This window comes from Bradyrhizobium sp. USDA 4506 (genome assembly GCF_054058795.1).
In genome coordinates this window covers 8,759,929-8,783,519 of the sequence record NZ_JBSSBM010000002.1, presented here as the reverse complement: position 1 = coordinate 8,783,519, position 23,591 = coordinate 8,759,929, and the positions used below count along the sequence as shown (strand labels likewise).

17 protein-coding genes and 14 pseudogenes are annotated in these 23,591 nt (G+C 59.7%); 9 read left to right on the top strand and 22 right to left on the bottom strand.

The features are described from left to right. Positions 1–5: 5 nt before the first annotated feature. The 4 genes and pseudogenes from ACVIHF_RS43475 to ACVIHF_RS43460 all read right to left on the bottom strand — a co-directional run. Positions 6–628, bottom strand: a pseudogene (locus ACVIHF_RS43475) (ATP-binding protein); the annotation flags it as partial. 17 nt (positions 629–645) lie between these two features. Continuing rightward, a pseudogene (gene istA, locus ACVIHF_RS43470) lies at positions 646–2,186 on the bottom strand (IS21 family transposase). 516 nt (positions 2,187–2,702) lie between these two features. Beyond that, a pseudogene (gene tnpC, locus ACVIHF_RS43465) lies at positions 2,703–3,839 on the bottom strand (IS66 family transposase); the annotation flags it as partial. Positions 3,840–3,857: 18 nt separating this feature from the next. Next, positions 3,858–4,154: a transposase gene (locus ACVIHF_RS43460; protein ID WP_456794028.1), complete on the bottom strand. Its 297-nt coding sequence runs from the start codon at positions 4,152–4,154 to the stop codon at positions 3,858–3,860. Positions 4,155–4,340: 186 nt separating this feature from the next. Between ACVIHF_RS43460 and ACVIHF_RS43455 the strand changes: the two are divergent. Next, positions 4,341–4,526 (top strand): annotated as a pseudogene (locus tag ACVIHF_RS43455) (transposase domain-containing protein); the annotation flags it as partial. A 543-nt stretch (positions 4,527–5,069) separates the two neighbouring features. Here the strand turns inward: ACVIHF_RS43455 and ACVIHF_RS43450 are convergent. The 3 genes from ACVIHF_RS43450 to ACVIHF_RS43440 all read right to left on the bottom strand — a co-directional run bounded on the left by ACVIHF_RS43450 (position 5,070) and on the right by ACVIHF_RS43440 (position 8,551). After that, positions 5,070–5,822: an enoyl-CoA hydratase/isomerase family protein gene (locus ACVIHF_RS43450; protein WP_456794027.1), complete on the bottom strand. Its 753-nt coding sequence runs from the start codon at positions 5,820–5,822 to the stop codon at positions 5,070–5,072. Positions 5,823–5,933: 111 nt separating this feature from the next. Continuing rightward, positions 5,934–6,272: a hypothetical protein gene (locus ACVIHF_RS43445; RefSeq protein ID WP_456794026.1), complete on the bottom strand. Its 339-nt coding sequence runs from the start codon at positions 6,270–6,272 to the stop codon at positions 5,934–5,936. Between the two features lie 680 nt (positions 6,273–6,952). Next, positions 6,953–8,551 carry an FAD-dependent oxidoreductase gene (locus tag ACVIHF_RS43440; protein ID WP_456794025.1) on the bottom strand — a complete coding sequence of 533 codons (1,599 nt, stop codon included), beginning with the start codon at positions 8,549–8,551 and terminating at the stop codon, positions 6,953–6,955. 233 nt (positions 8,552–8,784) lie between these two features. On the opposite strand from ACVIHF_RS43440, the gene ccrA reads away from it, so the two are divergent. The 5 genes and pseudogenes from ccrA to ACVIHF_RS43415 all read left to right on the top strand — a co-directional run bounded on the left by ccrA (position 8,785) and on the right by ACVIHF_RS43415 (position 14,265). Further along, the gene (gene ccrA / locus ACVIHF_RS43435) at positions 8,785–10,044 is read left to right on the top strand and encodes a crotonyl-CoA carboxylase/reductase (protein WP_456794024.1); all 1,260 of its coding nucleotides are present in this window, start codon (positions 8,785–8,787) and stop codon (positions 10,042–10,044) included. Between the two features lie 457 nt (positions 10,045–10,501). Beyond that, a pseudogene (locus tag ACVIHF_RS43430) lies at positions 10,502–11,363 on the top strand (tyrosine-type recombinase/integrase). A 9-nt stretch (positions 11,364–11,372) separates the two neighbouring features. Further along, positions 11,373–11,828 (top strand): annotated as a pseudogene (locus ACVIHF_RS43425) (IS91 family transposase); the annotation flags it as partial. Beyond that, positions 11,802–12,889: pseudogene (locus tag ACVIHF_RS43420) on the top strand (IS256 family transposase). The pseudogenes ACVIHF_RS43425 and ACVIHF_RS43420, both read left to right, overlap by 27 nt. A 374-nt stretch (positions 12,890–13,263) precedes the next feature. Then, positions 13,264–14,265 carry a Mu transposase domain-containing protein gene (locus ACVIHF_RS43415; protein WP_456794023.1) on the top strand — a complete coding sequence of 334 codons (1,002 nt, stop codon included), beginning with the start codon at positions 13,264–13,266 and terminating at the stop codon, positions 14,263–14,265. Here ACVIHF_RS43415 and ACVIHF_RS43410 read toward each other — a convergent pair. Next, a pseudogene (locus ACVIHF_RS43410) lies at positions 14,169–15,376 on the bottom strand (IS5 family transposase); the annotation flags it as partial. The gene ACVIHF_RS43415 and the pseudogene ACVIHF_RS43410 overlap by 97 nt on opposite strands. A 35-nt stretch (positions 15,377–15,411) precedes the next feature. Here ACVIHF_RS43410 and ACVIHF_RS43405 point away from each other — a divergent pair. Beyond that, complete coding sequence (locus tag ACVIHF_RS43405; RefSeq protein WP_456794204.1) at positions 15,412–15,540, top strand: hypothetical protein; 129 nt, start codon at positions 15,412–15,414, stop codon at positions 15,538–15,540. Between the two features lie 110 nt (positions 15,541–15,650). Here ACVIHF_RS43405 and ACVIHF_RS43400 read toward each other — a convergent pair whose 3' ends face one another. Beyond that, positions 15,651–15,806 (bottom strand): hypothetical protein, encoded by a 156-nt coding sequence (locus ACVIHF_RS43400; protein WP_456794022.1) that lies wholly within the window; start codon positions 15,804–15,806, stop codon positions 15,651–15,653. Between the two features lie 47 nt (positions 15,807–15,853). On the opposite strand from ACVIHF_RS43400, the gene ACVIHF_RS43395 reads away from it, so the two are divergent. Both ACVIHF_RS43395 and ACVIHF_RS43390 read left to right on the top strand, forming a co-directional pair. Beyond that, on the top strand, positions 15,854–16,039 hold the full coding sequence (locus ACVIHF_RS43395) for a hypothetical protein (protein ID WP_456794021.1): 186 nt from the start codon (positions 15,854–15,856) through the stop codon (positions 16,037–16,039). A gap of 28 nt (positions 16,040–16,067) precedes the next feature. Further along, a pseudogene (locus tag ACVIHF_RS43390) lies at positions 16,068–16,235 on the top strand (IS21 family transposase); the annotation flags it as partial. Between the two features lie 297 nt (positions 16,236–16,532). On the opposite strand, the pseudogene ACVIHF_RS43385 reads toward ACVIHF_RS43390, so the two are convergent. From ACVIHF_RS43385 to amaB, 13 genes and pseudogenes are all read right to left on the bottom strand, one after another. Continuing rightward, positions 16,533–16,804 (bottom strand): annotated as a pseudogene (locus ACVIHF_RS43385) (IS91 family transposase); the annotation flags it as partial. 46 nt (positions 16,805–16,850) lie between these two features. Then, positions 16,851–17,009, bottom strand: a pseudogene (locus ACVIHF_RS43380) (phage integrase N-terminal SAM-like domain-containing protein); the annotation flags it as partial. Positions 17,010–17,290: 281 nt separating this feature from the next. Next, positions 17,291–17,695, bottom strand: a complete 405-nt coding sequence (locus tag ACVIHF_RS43375) for a helix-turn-helix domain-containing protein (protein WP_456794020.1) — start codon at positions 17,693–17,695, stop codon at positions 17,291–17,293. A gap of 286 nt (positions 17,696–17,981) precedes the next feature. Then, positions 17,982–18,071, bottom strand: a complete 90-nt coding sequence (locus ACVIHF_RS43370; protein ID WP_456794019.1) for a transposase domain-containing protein — start codon at positions 18,069–18,071, stop codon at positions 17,982–17,984. Between the two features lie 53 nt (positions 18,072–18,124). Further along, positions 18,125–18,503, bottom strand: a pseudogene (locus ACVIHF_RS43365) (IS66 family transposase). Beyond that, positions 18,391–18,696 carry an IS66 family transposase gene (locus tag ACVIHF_RS43360; RefSeq protein WP_456794018.1) on the bottom strand — a complete coding sequence of 102 codons (306 nt, stop codon included), beginning with the start codon at positions 18,694–18,696 and terminating at the stop codon, positions 18,391–18,393. The pseudogene ACVIHF_RS43365 and the gene ACVIHF_RS43360 overlap by 113 nt, the downstream one beginning before the upstream one ends. Positions 18,697–18,773: 77 nt before the next feature. Then, positions 18,774–18,938 (bottom strand): IS66 family transposase, encoded by a 165-nt coding sequence (locus ACVIHF_RS43355; protein ID WP_456794017.1) that lies wholly within the window; start codon positions 18,936–18,938, stop codon positions 18,774–18,776. Beyond that, entirely contained in the window at positions 18,939–19,118 is a 180-nt protein-coding gene (locus ACVIHF_RS43350; RefSeq protein ID WP_456794016.1) for an IS66 family transposase zinc-finger binding domain-containing protein, read from the bottom strand. Then, the gene (locus ACVIHF_RS43345; protein WP_456794203.1) at positions 19,076–19,315 is read right to left on the bottom strand and encodes a hypothetical protein; all 240 of its coding nucleotides are present in this window, start codon (positions 19,313–19,315) and stop codon (positions 19,076–19,078) included. The genes ACVIHF_RS43350 and ACVIHF_RS43345 overlap by 43 nt, the downstream gene beginning before the upstream one ends. A gap of 299 nt (positions 19,316–19,614) precedes the next feature. Continuing rightward, positions 19,615–19,970 (bottom strand): annotated as a pseudogene (gene tnpB, locus ACVIHF_RS43340) (IS66 family insertion sequence element accessory protein TnpB). Then, a pseudogene (locus ACVIHF_RS43335) lies at positions 19,967–20,272 on the bottom strand (hypothetical protein); the annotation flags it as partial. The pseudogenes ACVIHF_RS43335 and tnpB, both read right to left, overlap by 4 nt. 479 nt (positions 20,273–20,751) lie before the next feature. Then, positions 20,752–22,008 carry a pyridoxal phosphate-dependent aminotransferase gene (locus tag ACVIHF_RS43330; protein WP_456794015.1) on the bottom strand — a complete coding sequence of 419 codons (1,257 nt, stop codon included), beginning with the start codon at positions 22,006–22,008 and terminating at the stop codon, positions 20,752–20,754. Then, entirely contained in the window at positions 21,998–23,563 is a 1,566-nt protein-coding gene (gene amaB / locus ACVIHF_RS43325) for an L-piperidine-6-carboxylate dehydrogenase (protein WP_456794014.1), read from the bottom strand. Before amaB ends, ACVIHF_RS43330 begins: the two co-directional genes overlap by 11 nt. Between the last annotated feature and the right edge of the window lie 28 nt (positions 23,564–23,591).

Below are 23,591 nucleotides of genomic sequence, written 5' to 3'. Positions count from 1 at the left end.
GTCATCGGCTCTCCGATCATGTCATGCCATTGCGCAACGGGCAGCTGGGCGGTAATCAAGGTCGATTTGCGCCTGTAGCGCTCTTCGAAGATTTCGAGGAGATCAAGGCGCTGCTGGTCATTGAGGGTGTGGGTGCCCCAGTCGTCGAGGATGAGCAACTGGACCCGTGCGAGCTTGTCGATGAGGCGCGGGAAGCGACCATCGAGACGGGCCATGGCGAGGTCTTCGAACAGGCGCGGCATACGCAAATAAAGGACGGAATGATCGAGCCTGGCCGCCTGGCGTCCGAAGGCGCACGCCAGCCAGGTTTTGCCAGGATGAAGTTCTCATGGGCTTTCAGCCAGGCGCCTTGCGCCAGTTGCAGGGTGTTGCGCCGGTCAAGGCCGCGGCGGGACGCGAAGTCGACGTCTTCGATACAGGCGTCGACGAAGCGCAGCTTGGCTGCGGCCAGCCGATTGGTCAGGCGCCGGTCGGCGCGCATGGCGGCTTCACGATCGAGCATCAGGCCGAGCCACTCATCGCGGCTGAGATCAGCGGCATTGTCCTGTTCGGCCAGTTGCCGGTAGGCGGCCGCCATTCCGGCAAGGCCGAGCGCCTGCATCTGCTCGAGGGTCGGGTGGGTCAGCATCGCGATGTTCCTTTCCTTCATTGATAATAGCCCCCACCACGGATGTTGGCGTGCGAGGGGGTGGCTTTGACGGGTGCGGCAGCAGGGCTCGCGCGGTCGAGCCCGGATTTGAGGATCGCGCTCACCGAGGAGTAGCTGATCGCGTTGATGACGAGTGCCCGCTCGCAGGCCGCTTCGAGCCGATCGCGCTCGTAGCGCCGTGCCAGGGCGATGATCCCCATGGCGGACTGCTCGGGATGCGGGCGCTCACGCATCATCCGCTCGACCAGAGTGGCGGTGTTGACGCCGATCCGCGCTGCCATCTTGATCAAGTTCGCCGGCGTCATATTGGCATAACGCTGATGGGCCTTGGGCATGTGCTCGTTCACGGTGACATGGCCGCTGCGCTGAGAGCGGCGCACATGGCTGGCGACACGCGTGTGATCCTGGAAGATCTCGACGGCTCGATAGGTGAGCCGGATGTCCACCCGACGGCCGATCAGCCGGTGCGGCACCGAGTAAAAGGTCTTGTCGACTTCGACGTGATAATCGGGATGCACCTTCGCCGTTTTCCATTCGGCGTATTCGAACTGTTCGCTCGGCAGCGGCGTCAACGCAGCGCGCTCGATCTCCTCGAACAGCTGCCGGCGGGATTTGCCGATATGGCGCATCGGCCGATGGTTCAGCTCCTCCAGCAAACCGCCGATCGCAGTATTGAGATCGGTCAGGTTGAAGAACCGCCGATGGCGCAGCCGTGCCAGAATCCAGCGCTCGACAATCAGCACCGCGCCTTCAACCTTGCCTTGTCGCGCGGCTTGCGGCTGCGGGTCGGCAAAATCGTCGTGTCGTAGTGCTCGGCCATGGCCGCAAAGGTTTGGTTGAGCGTCGGTTCGAACCACAACGCCCTGACGACCCCGGCCTTCAGATTGTCGCAGACGATCGCCTTGGGAACTCCGCCGAAGTACGACAAGGCCCGGGTCTGGCCTTCGATCCAATCTGGTAGTCGCTGACCGAAGCTCCCCATAGCGAAGGTCAGCGACGAGGCCCCGAGCACCGCGACAAATATCTGCGCCTGACGGATCTCGCCGGTTTGCGGATCGATCACCTCCACCGTCGGACCGGCATAGTCGGTCTGCATCACTGCACCCGCCGCGTGGCGATGACGGAAGGTCGGGTTCGCCCGGCGCCGACAGGCGTCAAACTTCTCGCAGAACCACGTGTAACCATAGCCGTCGGGATGCGCCGTCCGGTATTCCTGCCAAAGCAGCGTCAGCGTCACGCCCTTGCGCTTGAGCTCCTGCGCCACCCGCGGCCACTCGGGCTCGCTCAAGTCCTGCGGAGGCCGCCCGACCCGCCGGAACAGAGCCCGCTGCAACGCCGCCTCGCTCGCGTAAATCGGCGGCAGCGGCCAGCTTAAGCCCGCCTCGCGTGCCCGCAACAGGTAGGTGGCAACCGAGCTCTTGCTGATCTGCAGCCGTTCCGAGATCTCCCGAACCGACAGGTCCTGCTCGTACGTCAGCCTCAGGATCGATCGTAGGTCCTTCACAGTGGTTCGTTTCGCTTGCTTCCGTCTCGGCATTGCCCCTCTCAAACTCAGCTTGAGAGAGAACATTTCCTGAACGGCGCTTCCGAAAACCAACCTCCCGCAACTGTCCGCGATTTAGCGGAATCCCTGTCCCGGAATTACTGAAATCGCTGTCCGCGAATTACCGAAATCGGTGTCCGGAAATTGCCGAAACACGCACGGATTCATGTGGGCGGTCGCGAGGCAAGTGCGGACGGCCTAATCAGGTAACCCTTCTTATCATCGTATCATCGTGCATCGGGACGCGGAACGCGGCATAGGGCCATGCCCGTCAGACGCTTTGTGGCCTGCAAGGGCGCCGACGCCTGTTGTAAGATAGGAGTAGACCCCGGATGCACAATCGGGAATGCGGTAGCCAACCCGCGCATCAGGGCTTGATCACCGACTTCCTTCGATTCCGCTCCACCCAGCACGATCGTTTCTATGAACGGCCGTAAGCGCGATTTTCCCCGCACGTTGACGCCGGCGGTTTTGATGGGTTGCCCTAGGTATCGGGCGATACCGGGCCGTTCAGGCAGTGGCGGCTTTGTGGAAGTTGGCGGGCAGCAGGTCGGTAATATCGGCGTCGCCGGCGCGCTGAGGCAATTTGGTGAGGACGTGACGCAACCACGCTAACGGCTCGACGCGTGAGGTGCAGCAGGTCAGCATCAGGCTGTAGACGACGGCACTGGCCTTGGCTCCGTCCACGGTATCGCTGAACAACTAACTCTTCCTGCCAGTTGCAAAGACCCTGATGCCGCGCTCCAGAAGATTGTTGTCGATCGGCATGCTGCCGTCCCCGGTGTAGCGCGTCGGATATTCCCATTGGTTTCGGGTGTAGGATACGGCGTCGCCGAGCTTGCTATCAGGCAAGACCTTCGGGGCCATGTCATCGAGCCATACCTTGAGAGTATTGAGAATGGGGACACTATGTTGCTGGCGGAAGCGGCGAATGCAGTCGGCCTGTGTTTCATCCTTCTCCGGTGCTCCGTCCCGCGCCTGCCTTTCAACCCGGTAGAGCTGGTCGAAGAACCGCAGCGCCTGCTCGGGCGGACCGTCGCCCTTCTTCCTCGCCCTGAGGGCATCAACAAAGCGCCGCCGGGAGTGGGCCATGCAGCCGATGTGGGTAGCCCGTTCCAGCGGGCGCCATGCGGTATAGCCGTCACTCATCACGATGCCGCGGTAATCGCCGAGGAAGGCCTGCGGGTGGATTTGGCGGCGGCCCGGCTGATAATCCAGAAGAACGATGGGCTCGTGACTGCCCTTGCCGCTGCGATAAGCCCACATATACGACGTGCTGGTGGCCTTTTTGTCCCTCTCCTTGAGGACCAGAACCGTTGTCTCGTCGCCATGGATGAGAGGCTGCGATCTGAGCCGCAGCTTCAGGGCGTCATGGATGCGGGAGAGATGTTTCTCGCTTGAGCCGATCACCCAGCGACCCAAAGCGCCGCGGCTGACCGGAACGCCGGCGCGTTCGAAGGCCTGCGCCAGGCGGTAGAGCGGCGTGCCATCGACATATTTATGAACCAGCGCGAACGCCGGCGTTGAGGCCGTGGCAACGCTGCCCGGCAGCGGCTGCGTCCGCATCGGCGCGGTCACGACAGGGGCGTTGATCCCGGTGCGATCGCAATGGCGGCACGCGTAGAAGCGTACGTTCTGTAAAACCTTCGTCATACGCCTATGTCTTCACCCTCCATCGCACCGCGCAAGGCGGCCCTCGCCGGAGCGATACACAGCGCCTGACACAGACGCCACCTCACCCCCGCAACTCGAGTGCCGCTCGCGATAATGTCGTTCCGCCCGAGCATCACGGCGCCAGGCAAACAGCTGCGACGGGTGAATGCCAATCCGACGAGCGATCGCCGAGACGCTCGCGCCAGGTTCCAGCGCCTCCGTCACGACTTGGGCCTTAAACTCGTCCGACCAGCGTCGGCGAAGCTGCCGCGGCGCTCCCTCAAGACGGTCGGCGACCGCTTCGATCATATGGAAGGTTCTAGTTCCAGAACCAGGCGCAGACATAGAAGCTCACATCGGCTCACAAACTCAGCAGCCGATAGCCGGTTGCTCACCCCCTGCGCCAGACGGGGTCTCTTTGCTGCTTACAGTCATACGCCTATGTCTTCACCATCCATCTCACTCTGCAAGGCGGCTTTCGCCGCAGCGATACACGGCGCCGAGCGGACCGCCGTGATGTCCACGCTCATCATGACAGCGCGTCTCGACGACATCGACCCGAAAGCTTAGCTTGCCGACGTTCTTACGCGCATCGCCAACATGCCACAGAGCCGCCTGCACGAGGTGTTACCCTGGAACGGGACGCCTCCTGTATCGACACCCTCCATCCAAGCGGCGTAGCCTTGCACGTCAACAAAGTTCATGCCGTCTTTACCATCGATCGCGTTGCCAAGGACCTCGGAGAGGACGGACTGGCCCTGGGATGTCGCAAACGGAATGGAAAAGGAGGACCCGGCGCCATCTGGGTTTGCGGCATAGGTGAAGACGGGCGTCATCGCGTTCACCGACTTCGGCATCGAAAACCTGATAGAACTCATCAGGATGTACAAGGAAGGCCCCGGACTCCTCAAGCGGTAAAATCCGTAATCCATCGTCCGCGGCTTAGCTCGGTGGATACACTCCACCACCCCAATCGAGCGTCTCAGGGAAGAGATCAAGCCGACGAGCCGAAGTAGTTCGCCTGCGTTATCGGTGCGATCTTCGCCGGAAACGCGTCGGCGCGATCACCCCTCCAACGTGATTGGAGGTACAGAACTCTGGTTTTGAACTTCAGCCTCGTCGCAGAAAACTTCTTGGACCTCTAACCGCTGCCGGGTCAAAAACAGCACGATAAGGCGGAAACTACCGTCGGCGCGCAAATCGTGCACCATGCGATGATCGTAGCTAGTGCGTTAGCACATGATTAAAGTGTTGTTCGGCGGCTCCGCTCGCAAAACCTGCAACATGTGCTTCTTTCGTCTCCATCGCGATGTTGCGCAAGCCCGCGACGAACCGCCGATTTACTGATTCTTTTGATCGCCGAAAAGTAATCTCCGGAAATTCACCGAGAAACCGCGCCCGCGCGATCGCCCTCTCCACGAGGCTGCTCGGATGAACCACTTCGTGAAGCAACTTGTGATCCGCCGCCCAAGAAATCGGAACGGCCTCGCACCCATAAACGATATCAGACATCGCCGCTCGACCCACGAAGCTTTCAAGCATATAAGCGCCGACAGTGCAGGCGAGCCCGTGTTTCAATTCCCACATAAGGAGCTTTGTTTCCGGCGAGCCGACGCGCCAATCGCAGACTAGCGCGAGCTGAAACCCAAGGCCTACCGCATATCCACCGATTGCAGCAACAGTTGGCTTCGTGACGCTGAGGATGGTAGAGTACAAATCAATGACTCTGTCGATAAACGCCTCCACTGCCGTGCGCTCCGAAAGCTGGATCACTTCGTTAAAGTCACCGCCGGCGCAAAACGATCTGTCGTTGCCTCCTGTCAATACCAAGGCGCGTATCGCCGTATTATCCTCCGTCTCTTTGCATGTGGAGCGAATGGCTTTCTCCAGCTCCAGACTCATGGGATTATTAGCGTTGGCATGATTGAACCGCGCGACCAGTACCGAACCGCGAGTTTCCATTTCAAGAATCGCCATGCCGTCTCCAATCAGCCGTTTATGTCTGCTATGTCTGCAAGCCCACATATCCCGGCAATACAGTTAATGAGAACTCCGCAATCATAATGATTAAGATCGGGCATCAACGCTCTAGCCAAAATCGTCATGTTTACCGACCTCAGAGAGCTCGCAGGCTATGCCCACATTTTGAGCGATATCGACGATCGCCGCTCGCAAGAGAACAACTGATGTTTCAAGGTTAAGCTCGGAGAGCTCGGCCTCCGCATAGCGAAGCAATTGAAGAGTGCTCACTAGCTTCCTGTGGAGCTGCTGGTCGACGAGAGGGCGATTGTCGTCTGCGGCAACCTCGCGTTTGCTGCATTCACTTTGCCGATGCGATGACTTGCAAACTCTCGCACCAAAATGCGCCTTAGGAGAAATAGAAGAAGCATAATTGATCGCGCTACCGCCCACCGAGACAAACGGCATCGACTTATTTCTCGTTAACCGATTTAACCGATTTACGAGTCGGCGCTGACCGGTATTCATTGTATGTCGAATGGATGCAGACGCAACTAAGATGAAATCTGACCAGTGTCCGGCAAAACGCATAGCGAGTCCGAATTCGACCGAAGGTAGATGACCTACCGATCGGCCTAACTTCCGCAAATCATTTAAATAACGTTCTGCGACTGATATCAGCACTAATCGCCTGCGAGAGCTTCTAGGAAGAGAACAGTCAATCGAAATTGAGCCTGCGGCTGATAACAGGCCGCTCTCTGCGAATCTTTTTGGGAGACCTGCTACCACCATTTCCAGGCTGATCCTCTAACATACGGCTCTCATTAAGAGCAGTTGGTTGTCACGAACTATACTCTTTTCATCAAAAAGCTTTCCGCCCGCGCCCTGAGCCGACTGTCTGGCCCTACTCGTTTGGCTCCCGTGTCATACCTAAGGAGTTCCTTTTCTCGATCATCCGATCGCGGCGCACCTCAATTCAATGACACCAATACAGTAATGGCACGCGGAGATCAGCTACCAATTCTTGCAGGCAGCGCGAGAGCGATCATTTTTCGTTCTAGTTTGGAGAATCTTCATTGAACGTGCGACACCAGTAAGCATCTTCGCAGCGCCCTCTGATCCGGGCATGGTGGCGGAGGACATAACACTCAGGGTCGCGCTTGAGTGCTCGACTCGATTTGTGTCCTGCCGGATTTGGACACGCCCGGCTCTCCCACTAACTGGCTTAGGTCATATCCGAACAATGTACTGAGTTCGTCGAGGAACTTACCAATTTCGGTCTGCGTTTTCGATTCGCTCCAGTTCAATGTCCCTGCCACCGCGCTTGCGACCTTGCGAATGTCAGTGGGCTCGATTCGTTCAAACCACGCGACGCCCAATCGGCGAAAGAATAGATCGGAAAGAGTGCGAACGCGCTCCTTCAACAGGATTTGATGCAACTGCTGATGCGCCCTTGGCTCGTTCGCGAGTAGCCTTTGCAAGAGGTGTCGGTCAACGGCGAAGCGTTCCTGCGGGACTAGCTGCCGCTTTTCACTGATACTGCCAGTCAATCGGTCGACTGCCTCTCGTACCTGCCTGCCCGCGGATCTGTGGGAGGTCAACGGCCCCCCCGTCAACGCAAGTATCCCAGCCAAGCCATCCCCAGAGAGTTCGTGCAGCAACCGATGGCGATTGCCCATCGGCAGATCTTTATCGAACGTTAACGGTCGCACTCCAGCCCACGTTTGCACAATCTGTGAGGTGTTCAGCGCCTGTGAAGGAAACAGGCGATTTGCCTCGGCCAACAAGAATTCGATCTCCGTCGCATTGACAACCACATGTTCCTTGTCACCGTTATACAACGTTTCCGTGGGCCCAAAGTAGTGATGATCGCCCCAAGGTAAGCAATAGAACGGTTCACCTTTAGAGTTGATGGTAGCAATGCCCAGTGATCTGCACTCCTCGGGCATCTGCACGAGGATGTGAGCGCCTTTCGTCCCCAGCACGCGCTTTGCTGAGCGAGGATTAGCCGTGCGCAGAATGTCGTCGATCCAGATTCCCGCCAAATTCAAGACCACGGGCGCTCGAATCTCGACATTTCCTTCCAACTGAATGCGCCAGTTGCCGTCTTGCGCTTTCGCACACGATTCCACGCGCGTGTAGTTCAGCACCGTGGCGCCCGCGGCTTCAGCATCCAGTATCGCGTCAACGCAAATGCGCTCGGGCCAAACGAACGAGTATTCGCGATAGGAGGCCACGGCCTTCAGTTGATTCTGCGCGCGCAGCATGCGCAGCATTGGAACTCGCACCACTTCATCATGTCGAAGCATAGAATAGTCCAACGGAATACCGCCAATGTTCATCGCACCTAACAGGCCGAAAGCTGCACGAACTTGGCATTTGGTGTACGGTCCATCCTCGAATATCGGAAAGTGAACCGTGATCGCGCTTACTCGGTGCGGTTCAGCACGTACAAATTCGCTGCGCGCGGTGACTGCTTGACGGGCCATCTTCAATGCACTTGCAAATCGCTGGGGCCGCTGAACGAACTCCCAGAGCGATCGACCTGGCGCCAAGTAGCGAAGGCCGCAATGAAGTAAGCGGCTCGACCTCGCGGACGCGCCTGACCCAAAATCGTGCATGTCAACGCCCATTACCGAGTAGCCCGCCAACGCCAACTCACGAAGGGCGGCAGCTCCGTTGATGCCCAATCCGATTACGACAGCGTCATATCGCCCACCCTGCAATTCACAAAGCTGACTGATCAACTTGCGACTCCTTATTTCGATTATTCCAAATACCTTGGCGAGCCAGCCAACGAGTCTGCTGGAGCGGGGCCTTCATGAGCGCTCCGCGTGCCTCCTCCTTAGACCAGACCGCTAACAAATACCCACTTCTTTCGAATCAAGGCAAGTAGTCGAACTCCTTATTGATGTATTTTATTCGGTTGATAATTCTCAATATATGTGTATTCTTCAATTCCGTTTACACAGAGGGACAGATGAGTGAAATTAATCAGCACAATGATCGTGTCGTCACAGACCATGTAAAGGATCTTTATGAAATTGGAGAAATTCCGCCGTTGGGTCATGTACCGAAGTACATGAATGCTTGGGTGATACGGAGGGAGCGGCATGGGGATCCAGAGAGTGCAATGCAAGAAGAGGTCGTTGATACGCCGAACATAGGCCCCGACGAGGCCCTGGTTATGATTATGGCGGCGGGGGTAAACTACAATTCTGTTTGGGCTGCCCTCGGACAGCCGATTTCGCCCTTCGACGTACATGGGCACTCTCATCACATCGCCGGATCTGATGCTGCGGGAGTCGTTTGGGCGGTCGGGAACCGCGTGAAGAAATGGAAAGCCGGCGACGAGGTCGTTCTCCATTGCCATCAGGACGATGGCGATGACTTGGAGTGTAATGGCGGCGATCCCATGTTCTCACCTTCCCAGAGAATTTGGGGTTATGAAACTCCTGACGGATCCTTTGCACAATTCGCACGCGTTCAATCGCGTCAGCTACTACTTCGGCCTACTCACCTAAGCTGGGAGGAGAGCTCCTGCTGTACGCTAACGCTGGCCACTGCATATCGGATGTTGTTTGGTCATCGCCCCCACGTCGTTCAACCAGGTCAAAACGTTCTGGTGTGGGGGGCGGCTGGCGGACTTGGCTCGATGGCTATCCAACTCGTAACCGTTGCTGGCGCCAACGCGATCGGAGTCGTCTCTGACGAGGCAAAACGTGAGTTTGTAATGTCATTGGGAGCAACAGCAGTCATCAACCGAAGGGACTTTGATTGTTGGGGTCGAATTCCCGATATCAATGATACCGTCACCACGTACGGGGATTACATGAACCGGGTCCGCCGCTTTGGCAAAGCCATTTGGGCGGCTACAGGAACGGGAAATGACGTCGATATTGTCTTTGAGCACCCGGGAGAAATGACGTTCCCCGTGAGCTGCTTTGTGGTTAAGCGAGGCGGAATGGTTGTGTTTTGTGCCGGAACCTCAGGCTACAACCTGACGATGGACGCGCGCTTTATTTGGATGCGGCAGAAAAGAGTGCAGGGCAGCCATTTTGCCAATCCATACCAAGTGCAGGAGGCGCATAGGCTTGTTGTCGAGCGGCGCATAGATCCCTGCCTATCCGAAGTCTTCACGTGGATCGATCTTCCGCGCGCACACGCGAAAATGCTGAGGAACCAGCACCGGCCTGGAAACATGTCGGTTCTCGTACAAGCGAACTCTCCGCGCAGTTAATGAACCAGAGGAACCGCCGGACCGACAACGGAAAGCTGGCGATCAGATTCCTCGCCAACGGAGATAGGAATTCAATCTTTCTATCGATAGTGGCAGATATTGAACGCCACCTTTTCCGAAGTGCCATTCACCGAAATGACGTAACCGCCGGTCGCGGCGACCGTCCCGTAGCAACTCATGGCGTTCGTCGAGCTCTTCGGAGCCGAATGTTGCGTGAAGTCAATCCGCGCCAACAGCTGGCCAGCGTGCACGTGCTCATTGTCGCCGACCAGTACTGTCTGACATACTCAAAACTCTGGTCGGTCCGGCCGGGAAGGCGAGATGGATTCCGGTTTATTCCGGCCGGGAATTGAATGAACCCGCTGCGCGGGAGTTTGGGGGGAGCCTGCTGAACTGAGGTGTCCTGTCTGAGAGGATGTTGGTCTTCGCACCACCCCTCTCAAGACAGGAGACCCAGATGGCTACGATGAGCCCTCTTCGCCAAGCGCATGATCGAGGACATGACAGTCCGCAATCTGTCGCCGTCGACCCAGCAATCCTATATCTATGCGATCGCAAAGTTTAGCCGACATTTCGGCTGCGCCCCGGAGCGGCTGAGTTTCGAGCAGGTCCGCGCCTACCAACTGCATCTCATCAGCCATAAGCGTTCGTGGTCCCACAACAATCAGGTGGCCTGCGCGCTGCGGTTCTTCTACGGCGTGACCCTCGGGCAGGCGGAGGCATTCAAGCGGATCATCGGGGGCCAGAAGCCTGACAAGCTCCCGCTCGTCCTCAGTGCCGAAGAGATCGAGCGCTTCCTCGGGGCGGTTACAGGATTGCGCAACCGCGTCGTGCTGACGACCACTTACGCGGCGGGCTTACGGGTTAGCGAGGTCGTCCGCCTGAAGGTGAGCTCGATCGACAGCAAGCGAATGTTGCTCCACATCGAGAACGGCAAGGGCGGCAGGGATCGCTACGCGATGCTTTCGCTGCGGCTGCTGGAGATTCTGCGTGCGTACTGGACGCGAACACGGTCGGGCCTGTGGCTATTTCCAGGCCAAGACCCGGGTGAACATGTCAGCATCCCGGCCATCCAGGCCGCCTGCCGGGCCGCCCGTCGCCGTGCTCGGATTGCCAAGCCGATCGCTGTCCACACGCTCCGGCACTCGTTTGCCACTCATCTCCTGGAAGGCGGGATCGACATCCGCATCATTCAGGTCTTGCTCGGACATGCCTATCTGGGATCGACCGCGCGCTACGCTCAGGTTGCGACGAATTTGCTCGCCCGCACGACCAGCCCATTCGACCGACTCTCCATCACGGTGATCCCACCCGACTGAGCTGCGCAGATGCGCCCCGTGCTCGAGGTGGCGGACATCTTCCGCCGCCACGGCGCCGCATTCCGTGCCGCACAGAGCTCTCGGCTTTCATCCGACCAGCGCCGTGTGATGGCGGCCATCGAGGCGTGCCGCACAGCGACGCTCGGCGGCCATGTCGAGCGGTGCGACGACTGCGGCCTGGTTCGCGTCGCCTATAACAGCTGTCGCGATCGGCACTGTCCAAAGTGCCAAGCGCTCGCGCGCGCCCAATGGCTCGCCGATCGCCAGGCCGACCTGCTGCCGGTGCTCTATTTTCATGTCGTCTTCACCGTGCCGGCGCCCGTGGCCGCCATCGCGCTACAGAACAAGGCGGTGGTCTACGACATCTTGCTCAAGACGGCAGCCGAGACGATCCGTCTCATCAGCGCCGACCCAAAGCATCTCGGTGCCGAGACCGGGATGATTGCCATTCTCCATAGCTGGGGCCACGGCGAGAAGAACCCCGAGCGGCTTGGCGCAGCGCAACGGCTACCGCGACCGGACTTGGAGACCCGCGCCGGCACGGTCGAGCTGCGCATTCCCAAGCTGCGCAAGGGCTCCTACTTCCCCGGCTTTCTGGAGCCGCGCCGGATGGCCGAGAAGGCGCTCACCGCCGTGGTGCAGGAAGCTTATGTGCAGGGCGTCTCGACTCGCTCCGTCGACGATCTGGTGCAGGCGATGGGCATGAGCGGCATCTCCAAGAGCCAGGTCTCGCGGCTGTGCGCGGAGATCGACGACAAGGTGAAGGCGTTCCTCGCTCGCCCGATCGAGGGCGATTGTCCCTATCTGTGGATCGACGCCACCTACGTGAAGGTGCGCCAGCAGGGGCGCATCGTGTCGGTCGCGGTGATCGTCGCGGTCGGCGTCAACAGCGATGGCCGGCGCGAAGTTCTCGGCATGGACATTGGTCCCTCGGAGGCCGAGACATTCTGGACAGCGTTCCTGCGCAAGCTCGCCCGCCGCGGCCTGCGCGGCGTCAAGCTGGTCGTCTCCGACGCCCACGAGGGCATCAAGGCGACCGTCGCCAAGGTGCTCAACGCCAGTTGGCAGCGCTGCCGCGTGCACTTCATGCGCAACGCGCTGGCCCATGCCGGCAAAAGCGGACGGCGTGTCGTCTCCGCCTTCATCGCCACTGCGTTTGCCCAGGACGATGCCGAGGCCGCACGAGCGCAATGGCGGAAGGTCGCGATCAGCTCCGCCCCAAGCTACCCAAGCTCGCCGGCTTCCTCGACGAGGCCGATGTGCTGGCCTACATGGCGTTCCCACCGCAGCACCGCACCGAGCTGCACTCGACCAACCCGATCGAGCGCCTCAACGGCGAGATCAAGCGCCGGACCGAGGTCGTCGGCATCTTCCCCAATGAGGACGCCATCGTCCGCCTCATCGGCGCGATCCTGCTCGAACAGAACGATGAATGGGCCGTCCAGCGCGCCCGTTACATGACGCTGGAAACCATCGCGCCGTTGAGCGATGATCCAACCGTCAGCCTCCCGGCTATCGCCAGCTGACCAGTCCGGCTCCTGCCGGCGAACGCGGTGTCCCACCGCCAGTTACACCACGCTCAGGGACACGATCGACGCCGTTCGTGAACGGCGCCTATTTGCCCACGCCGGCGTGAGGCGCGGCTTCCGTCGGCGCGTCGAGCCAGATTGGGCCTCGCTGGCCTGCGAACTGAAGGGGGCTGGCGTCAATCTGATGCTGCTCTGGGAAGTGTACCGCGCGGTTCACCCGGAAGGATATGGCTACAGCCGGTTCTGCGATTTGTTCCGGGAGTTCGAGCGGCGCCTGTCTCCGACGATGCGGCACGATCATCCGGCCGGCGACAACGTATTTGTCGATTACTCCGGCAAGAAGGTCATGATCGTCGATCGCGAAAGCGGGTTTGTGCGACGCGGAGATCTTCGTCGCCGTACTTGGCGCCTCGAATTACACCTACGTCGAGGCGACCTGGACGCAGACACTTCCGGACTGGATAGAGGCCCACGCCCGCATGTCCGTTCTTTGGCGGGTACCACGCCTGGTCGTTCCCGACAATCTGAAGTCCGGTGTCCACCGGGCTTCGTTTTACGATCCTGAAATCAAGCGCAGCTACGGGATGATGGCGTCCCATTATGGCGTCGGTGTCCTTCCGGCACGACCACGAAACCCCCGGGATAAGGCAAAAGTGGAAGCCCGGGTGCGTTTTGCCCAGACCTACATCCTCGGGCGGCTTCGCCGGCAGACCTTCTTCTCGCTAGTCGAGGCCAACGCGGCAATCGTCGCCGCGCTTGAGCGGATCAACGCGTATGTTATGCGCCGGCTCGACGGTAGCCGTCGACGATTGTTCGAGACGGTCGAGATGCCTGTCCTGGCGCCGCTGCCGGATGCCGATTATCAGTTCGCGGAATGGCGCGTGGCCCACGTCTCGCTCGATTATCATGTCGAGATCGACGGGTTCTTTTACTCTGTTCCCCACGAGCAGATCCGGGAGCGGGTCGACGTTCGCGCCACCACCCGAACCCTCGAGCTGTTGCATCGGGGTTCGCGTGTTGCGGCTCACCATCGCCGTTACGGCGGCCGCCAGCACGGCACCGATCCCGACCACATGCCCAGCGCGCATCGACGTTACACCGAGTGGACTCCCCGAGCGGTTCCGTCGCAGGGGACAATCGATCGGACTAAACACCGAGGGTCTCATCCTCGCCATCCTGGCCAATCGGCTTCATCCCGAACAGGGATTTCCGGACCCGCCTGGCGTGCTTCGGCTGTTCAAGGAGTCGTTCGTGAAGAACTGACGCTGCGCCCGGCTCAAGCGGTGTTTCGGGCCGGGACGGTCTCGAAGAAGGCTCGGATGATGACACGCAAGAACTCTGCGAGCCATCGCAGCAGCAGGCCGAAGTTATAGCCGGCAGCGGCGAGAACGGCGTTGATGCGGTCGCCGAGGCGTCCCTTGAGATAATTTCTGTCCATGCGATGCTCGGCCTTGACGTGGCCGATGACGGGCTCGACGGCCGCGCGACGCTTCATCTCGCGACGGATGGAAGCTGTGACGCGGCGGACCTGACCCGAGATCCAGACCCTGAACCGATGCGGGTGGTTGTGACCGCGATATCCTTTGTCGACGTGGATACCGCGAGCCTCCACCCCGGTGAGCTTCTCCATGTCGGCGATTACGGGACCGAGCGTGTGCCCATCGAAGGGATTGCCATGCAGCGCCTTGGCATGGAGCACGAACTGGCCGCCCTTCGGAGACGTCACAGGGGTGGCGATGCTGACCTTGCAGCCGAACTCGTAGGGTGCGCGGGCTTTACCCTTGCCGATGCACTCAACTCCGGAGCATGTAACGCATAGACCTTCGGACCGCGCTGATGCTGATCCTGGCTGCGCACCTGCTGCGCTAAACCGAGCAACGGGCCGAAGCGAGCTTCCAGTACCGTATCGCCATTAATCTTGCGGCGGATGTCGCGGATGATCCGGCCAAGCCGTGTCCGCAGGAACTTGAGCTGCCGCCGGGCGCGTTTGAACTGGTGGGCGTGGGTATAGCGGCCGGTCATGATGACGGCGCGCTTGGCCAGGCGCAGATAGCTCTGGCGTACCGGCACACGGTTGCGCTTGGCGAGCCCGACCAGCTTGATGATTGCTCGATGCAGCAGCCGCGCGTCGGTCGGATGCGCAACCGCCTTGGGCTGCACCGTGGTATCGACCACCACGCGCTCCAGGTCCTTCGGGCCGAGGGCGCCTGTCTTGTGCGCCACCGACAGACTTTCCTGGATTAGCGCAACGAGCTGCTCCTCGCCGAGCCGCTGCCGCCAGCGCGTCATCGACGATCGATCGAACGGCAGGCGGTGGCGGAAGCTCAGCTCGCCGCAGAAGTATTGGTAATAGGGGTTCTCGATCCAGCGAGCGCACAGCACCTCATCTGACAGGTTGCGCATGTGCTTCAAAATGAACAGGCCGGCGACTAGCCGCGTCGGCAAGCCCGGCTGTCCCGACCCTGCTTGGCACACTGAACTGAATGGGCGATTCGGCGTCGTCGACATTGGGGATTGCGATGAGCAAGCCGCGGGATGATCGCCAGAAAGACCTGTTGCTTCCGGCGCTTGATCAGATCATCGACATGGGTCATCCGCTGGTGCGGTTGGCAGCGGTGATCGACTGGAACATCCTGAATGAGCGCTAAAAGCAAAACCCAAAACGCAAGAAAGCGAGGTCCAATACCCCCGCTTTCCTGCAAAATCGAATACTACATCAAGACCAATTCTGCTTATTTCTCAGGTCAATCCGCATTCTTCACGGACGACCAAGGATCTCGATCCGGAACGCGCCGAGTTGATCGCGGCCCGAGCCGTAGCGGTCCGCGCGCTGACATACAAGAGCATCGCCTCGATTATTGCCAACAAGCTCGACCGCAGCGCTCGCGCCACCGATGACGCTGTCGTCGACCATCCCAATCTCCGCGGCCCAAGCTACTTCCATTGAAAGGACAATCCGGCATGCTGCCCCACCCCACGCTTGACCTGCTGCAAAATCTCGGTCTCCACGGCATGGCCAAAGGCTTCAAGGCGCTTGATGCCAGCCCGAAGCGCGCAGTGCGCGGCGGCGATCAGCGTGAGACCCCATCGGCGTCGCGCGTTTTTGGACCCGTCTGGCGGCCGGGCGGGGCTGGTGCAAGCCGTTGATTCGTCTCGACAAGAGGGAATCGATGCCTTGCCTGGCCTTCACATCACCGACCAGCAGATGAGGCTGTACATGACCTACCGACTGACATTGTCCCCCCAGGCCGCGGCGGCCAAGGCGGGGTTCTCGAACGCGAGCGCGTATCGGATCGAGGACGATTCGCGCCTGCCATCGCAAAAGAAAGCGCCGAGGGGCCGCGACCTCATAGAAGCCGGATTGAACGAAGCTGCGGAGTTGTGGGCGCTATCGGAATAATGCAGCGGTGCGGCTGCGGGGAACGCTCGCCTGTGGTCGCCGCGCGTTCACAGAGGTCATTCATCGGATGTGAGAGGCGCGATTGATCGGGCCAAGGGCGCGATCCAGCGAGCGATTTTCTGCGCTGGAATGCATGGCCGAACGATTGGCCGGGCGTTCGGTGACGAGCGCGGCCACGGTGACTTCGGACGTTGCCACCGCGAAGGTGATCACAGAAGGGGTGGATAGTGCAGGCGCTGGTCATGACGTATCACAATGAAACGGATGGTCGTGGGCGCAGGCTCGCGGGACGACATCGACGCGCCGCACGGTGCCGCCACAATGCGGGCAGACGGGATCTCACATTTGGTGAGGGGATCGTCGCTGGCTTCTTGATCAGTCGGAGCGTTGCGGACAGCAAGGAGTTGACGGCAGAGAGCGATTTTATCATTGCGTTCGCGATTGGCGAGGAAGCCATAGTGGCGGATGCGGTGGGAGCCGTCCGGGAGGGCGTGCAGGGTAAGCATACGACGAAGACTTTGGCGGAGGGATACTCCCCGTCGCAACCAGATGAACCTAGAAGGCAGGGATATCCTCCAGGTCGAGGCGGTCCGGAGAACGACCGAAATATCGGCTCAACTTAGCTACGGCGTTGAGGTAGGCTGCGTCGCCGGTGACAGATTGAAGGACCGTCATGTCCTCGATCATGCGGCGGCGAAGTGGCCTGATCTCAGCCATCGGAAAACCTCCTGTCTAAAGGGTTAGGCTTCGAAAACCCGCAATCCTCTCAGACAGGAGGCAATCTTTGCTATGACTCCTTACATGCCGCGCCAGCGGCTTTTCAATCCCTAATCGATTCAACCTGACCCCATCCCGCTTCACGGAGTTGATTCGGGGAACCGACTGGCGACCGCAGCAGTGTCGCTCGCAGAATTTAAACAGCCCAAAGGCAGTAGCCGAAGGAGCTACATGGTCACCCTTACGTCGATGCCGTCCGGTTACTGAAGCTAGCACCAACTCTATCGCCTGACGCTTGATTTCGATAGTTTTGCGATCAACGAAATAATACTTGCACGGGCATCTTCATCCTTGATCTTTATGAAAGCTCTGACAAGCTCCAGGACCTGCTTTCCCAGTTTGCCCTTTTGCGCGCCAGCTATCGCAGAAAGTTCGGAAATTGGCGACGTCCTTTTCGGCCCTTCATGTTCGTTAACGTCGAAAAAATGCGAGATGGGCGCGTTCAGTGCCCGAGCAATTTCGTAAAGCCGACTGGCCGGCACTCTACTTGTGCCATTCTCATGCTTCTGCAGTTGCTGAAAAACTATGTCCAGCCGACTGGCGAGTTCCTTCTGACTGAATCCGACTCGCTTTCGCTGGTTCCGGATACGTTCGCCAATTCTCGTGTCAAGATCGTTGTAGGGCACGATTAAGTCCGGCCTTTGCTTATGTAACCAAATAGTTATAATAACATTTCTCAGTAGCTCGTACAACCGAGTCTCCGGTTCGTGAAAAACAAGAGCATTCCGCGGACGTCACCTGTTTTCGTCGCGAGTGATCTTTGTAGTAAATGTCATCACTGGGTAAGCGACGTCTATGTCCCATTCGCAAAGATTTGGAGAACGGATTGCAACGCGTTGGGCGCAAGGGATTGCAATCTGTTGATTAACGCGTGCAAATCGTTGAAGTCGCGTGTAGAGGGGCAACAGAGGATTACGGGGTTCGGCCGAACGACCAGGGCATGAGTTCGTCGATCCGCGCCTGTGGGTGTCCGGCCGCGATCGCTTCGAGCGTCGCCTTCATCCAAGCGTACGGCTCGACGTTGTTGTTGATCTTGCAAGTAGCGATGAGCGAAGCTATGCGCGCCCATGAACGTCCGCTTCGTCGTAACCTGCAAACAACGAATTTTTGCGTGTCAGCACCAGCGGCCTGATCTGATTTTCGACCGGCAAGGTAAGCCCATCCCAATGGTTCAGGAGATACGCGATCGCCTTGCCCATCTCGCTGCCGGCGACAGGCGGGCGGCTTGCTCGCGCAGGAACTTCTTCAGTTCGACGACGAGCGGCCGTGATCGTTCGTTGCCTTTTGTCGGACCGCGGCTTCGGCGCCACGGATCTCCTTCTCAATTACATAGAGCGTGGCGATGCGCGCGAGGACGGCTTCGGCGATGGGTGAGCGGGCCTTCGGAGTCGCGGCAATGACCTCGCGCCCGGTGTGGGACCAGCATGCGGCCAGCCGCAGCGGCGCGCCGCCTTGACGCTCGGGTCGTGCGAGCCTGTGATAGCCTTGGGTATCCATCGACCTGAAGGATGCTGTCGAAGCCGTCGAGGATATGCTCGGCATGTTTGCCACTGCGTCCTGGCGCGTAGTGGGTATACCACGATTGGTGGATCAGCGCCGCCGTGGCCGCGATCGTCGTGCAGGACACCCCACAGATAGCCGGTCTTGGTTCGGGCCCGGATCGAGCACGGGCGCCCTGGTCTCGTCCATGAACAAGCGGTCCGATTACTTCATCACGACGCTCATGCGCTCAACCAGCGGCGCGAGGGGGAAGGCGACCGTTCCCATCCAATCCGCCAGAACGGCGCGATCGATGAGGATGCCATGCCGGGCCAGAACCCGGGACTGACGATAGAGCGGCATGTGCTCGCTGAACTTGGCGACCGCCACCTACGCCAGCATCGCCTGGGTGGGGAGGCCACCCCTCCACCAGATGGGCGGGCGCCGGCGCCTGGCGCACGCCGGCGCATCCTGTGCGCAGGCGTAGCGCGGTCGCACCGCCTCGACCACGCGATACTGGGCCGGCGTCACGTCGAGGCGTCTGGAGCGATCCTCGCCGATCCGGACCATCTGGCCGCAGCCGCAGGGACACTCGAGGTTCTCGGTTCGATCACCTGCTCAATGCGCGGCAGGTACGCGGAAAAGGCGCGGGCGGTGCGGCTGGCCCGGCAACCCGACGGTGCCACGCCGGCCCGGCGCGCACGATCGTCCTGGCGCTCCTGGACTTCGGCGATGGCGATCTCGATGTCTTCGAGCACCAGCTGCATCTGATCGGGCACTTCTCCGTGCGTTTGCCGAGGCGTGCGCGCTCGTACTCCTTCACGAGCAGTTCGAGACGGTCGACGACAATGTTTGGACGCAGCTAGTTCGTTCTCGACATGAAGGCGCGCCGTCCGTTCGTCATCAGCGCGACGACGCTCGGCTTTGAGCATCGCTTCCTGCGCGCTGAAGAGCGCTCGCAAATCGGCGGGCAGCGCTGCAAGACGGGCGGGATCAATCGCGGACGGCGACACATCCGCAAGCTATCATCCCAAGGTGCCGCGCGAAACAAGTCGTCAGCCCTGAGTCAGTTCGCTGCAGCTGGCGTCGGGACGATCCGTTCGCCCACGCGCTTCCAGTTCAGCCCGTCAAACAACGCTTCGAACTGCGTCCGCGTCAAACGCATGACGCCGTCACTGATCCGCGGCCATCCGAAATGGCCGCCATCGCCAAGGCGCTTGTAGACCAGAACAAGGCCCGTGCCGTCCCATAGCAAAATCTTAAACCGGTTGGCCCGCTTCGAACGAAAAACACGATCAGGCCCGAATGCGGATCAAGCCCGAGCGTGTTCTGCACGAGGCCGGCCAGCGCGTCGTTCCCGCACCGGAAATCGACAGAACGTACAGCAAGCACAATCCGCAGTCCCTGCGCCGGAATGATCATGCGCCGCGCTCGATCGCAGCTACGATCTCCGCGATCCGCACCGCGGACACGTCCGCGTCCAAGCGAACCGAAACTTTGCCGATCCTAATCTCGACGAGCCCCTCGGTCTTGCCTGACGCCGCTGGATCGCTCAACTCGATCGACCCGAAATCCGCCGCTTCGTCCGTGACGAATGCGAGCCAGCCAGTACGCACCAATCTGCGCCACGTCGTCAACTGCTTGACACCATAACGCCGTGCGACCTCGCATACGCGGGCGCCAAGCTTCATGCTCTCTAAAACAGCACGCCCCTTGATCTCCGCAGACCATAACCGGCCTCCAGAACGCGTACGGCGCGCAAGCTTCCCCGCAAAACCGTCAGCTACGGCCTACTCGCTCGATAGTTCCATCGCCATCAGTCTCCTCCTGGCTGCCCGAACAGCCAGGAATCGCAAAGCACAAACCTAGCGGAAACCCGTCAATCAAATGGGAGAAAAGCTTCGCTTACATCACCGGACCGCCTCAGAGATGAAATATTCGACCAACAACCTCTGCGGCGGGCTCATATGATTTCGCCCACGCGGCCTCCGCGGGAACGGATCCTAGCCGCTACTCGTAAGTAGCGGCTCTCTGTCGGAGAGCGCAAACGGCTCCCCGTGAAGAAGCGGCCAGCTCCCATCTATCGCGGGAGAGTAATTGCGACAAGGAATTCTCAGGGATTGATCAAGTAACGACCTGATCCAAAAAGGTCCCCTCCACTTCGGCGCTGCCGAACTGTCCGACGCGCCACCGCGTTTCCATGTTACGCTAAACGGTTCGTCGCAAGGGCAATCCGCTTACACGCTTCCTCAAGCTCGATAATCGACGTGGCGCAGGAAATCCGAAAATAAGGCGAGAGCCCGAATGCCGTTCCTGGAATGACCGCCGCGCCGACGCTGCGCAGAAGATACTCCGCAAAATCGGTATCGCTGTTGATGCACTGCCCATTTGGCGCTGTACGGCCGATCAGTCCTGCGCAACCGGCGAAGATATAGAACGCGCCCTCCGGGGCCCGACAGTTAACACCTTCGATATTGTTCAAGGCAGCCACAACAAAATCACGTCGCGCCTGAAAGAATCGACATCTTTCCATCACAATGTCCGCTGGGCCGTTCAGCGCTGCGATGGCGGCAGCCTGACTGACCGACGATGGGCATGACGTCGATTGACTCTGAACGGCGGCCATGGCGCTAATGAGTGCGCGCGGTCCTCCTCCGTAACCAATTCGCCAGCCAGTCATCGCGTAGGCCTTGGAGACGCCGTTGATTGTCAGAGTGCGGTCGCGAAGTAACGGCTCGATCGCCGCGGGCGTTACGAAGCGGATACCGTCGTAGATGATGTGCTCGTAGATGTCGTCCACCATGAGCCAGACGTAAGGATGTTCGATCAAAACGTTCAGAATGGACCGGTAATCTGTCTCCGAGTACACCGCTCCCGACGGGTTGGACGGCGAATTCAACATCACCCAACGCGTGTGCGGCGTGATGGCCCGCGCGAGGTCCTCCGCGGTCATGCGAAAACCGTTCTCTTCACGGCATGGCATTCGCACGGGCTTGCCGCCCGCGATCACAACGATGTCGGCATAGGTTACCCAATATGGCGTCGGAATGATCACTTCGTCGCCGGCTTCGAGCGTTGCCATCATGGCATTGAAGAGGATCTGCTTAGCACCGGCCGACACGGTGATTTCGTCTTGTGCGAATTCAAGACCGTTGTCTCGTTTGAACTTCGCGCGGATCGCTGCTTTGAGCTCAGGCGTCCCATCGAGTGCAGTGTATTTGGTTGCACCGGCATCCATGGCACGCTTGGCTGCTTCCTTGACGTGCTCCGGCGTGTCGAAATCGGGCTCGCCGGTGGCGAGGAGGATGATGTCCCTGCCTTGACGCTTGAACTCTGTGGCCAGCGCTGTAATTTTCAGGATCTCCGAGACACCGATCGAGCCTATGCGGCTCGCCGGCCGGAACGAAGATGATTGTAGTTGGTCGCGAGCGTTTACGTCTGATCCTCGCTCATGCCACATCGAACTTGACCCCTTGGGCGAGCGGCAGCGTTCGGCCGTAGTTGATAGTGTTCGTCGCGCGCCGCATGTATGCCTTCCACGCGTCGGACCCGGATTCGCGCCCGCCGCCGGACTCTTTCTCGCCACCAAACGCACCGCCGATTTCCGCACCTGACGGACCGATATTCACGTTGGCAATGCCACAATCGGACCCCCGCGCCGATAAGAACGTTTCCGCTTCGCGCAGGTCGTTTGTGAAGATCGAAGATGAAAGGCCTTGTGCGACCGCATTATGGAGTTCGAGCACAGAATCAAAGTCGCGGTACTTCATAACGTAGAGGATCGGCGCGAAGGTCTCCTGTTCGACTGGCCCGCTATGCCTAGTCATTTCGACTAGGGCAGGACGCACATAGTAGGAGTTGGTGGCCGCCTCCACGGCCACGCGCTCACCGCCATGAACGATACCACCTACGGCCTTTGCAGATTCAAGTGCCTCTTGCATCCTGCGGTGGGCTGCACCGTCGATCAGCGGGCCAACCAAGATGCCGGCTTGTAACGGGTTGCCGACCGTAGCGGAGGTATAGGCGCACTTCAGGCGAGGCACGAAAGTATCGTAGACGCTCTCATGCACGAAGAGGCGGCGCAGCGTTGTGCAGCGCTGGCCGGCTGTGCCGATCGCAGCAAAAGCAACACCGCGCAGCGTCAGGTCAAGGTCCGCGGTGGACGCAACAATTGCGGCGTTGTTGCCGCCGAGCTCAAGGACAGCCCGCGCGAAGCGTTTGGCGAGCCGCGGCCCAACGTCGCGGCCCATCGCGGTTGAACCGGTGGCCGAAACCAATGCCACCTTTGAGTGGTCAACGAGAACTCCCCCGATCTCCCGGCCTCCAAACAGCACCGCAGAGAGCCCCTCTGGCGCAACCCCACCTCCATGGTTAAAGCGCCTCAAGGCACGTTCAAGCAGCGCTTGTGTTGCTAGCGCCGTCAACGGCGTCTTCTCCGATGGCTTCCAGACGATGCTATTGCCGCACACCAAGGCGAGCGCCGCATTCCAAGCCCACACTGCAACCGGAAAATTGAAAGCCGAGATTATTCCCGTTACGCCCAGCGGATGCCAGCTTTCGATCACCCGATGCTCAGTGCGCTCCGTTGCAATAGTGAGGCCATAGAGCTGGCGAGATAGCCCGACTGCAAAATCGCAAATGTCGATCATCTCCTGGACTTCACCAAGACCCTCTGAGATGATCTTGCCGACCTCGATCGAGACCAGTCGGCCCAGAGCCTCTTTGTTGGCGCGCAATTCGTCGCCAAGGAGCCGGATGAGCTCGCCACGTTTGGGCGCCGGCACTAGTCTCCACATATGGAAAGCCGCATGCGCCGATTCGATTGTCGCGGCGGCCTCACCGGAGATTGTTTCCTTGACCTGTCCGATCGTTTCGCCCGTGATGGGCGTATGTACCCTAAGCGCGCCATCTTGATAGCACGATCGGCTCACGGCTAGATCGGCGAGCAGCCTATCGACCTCGGCCGCGAGGCCGAGCTTCTGGACTCGCGTCTGCACTTTTGTTGAAACGGACATAGTGATTTCCCAATGTCGGATGATGAGT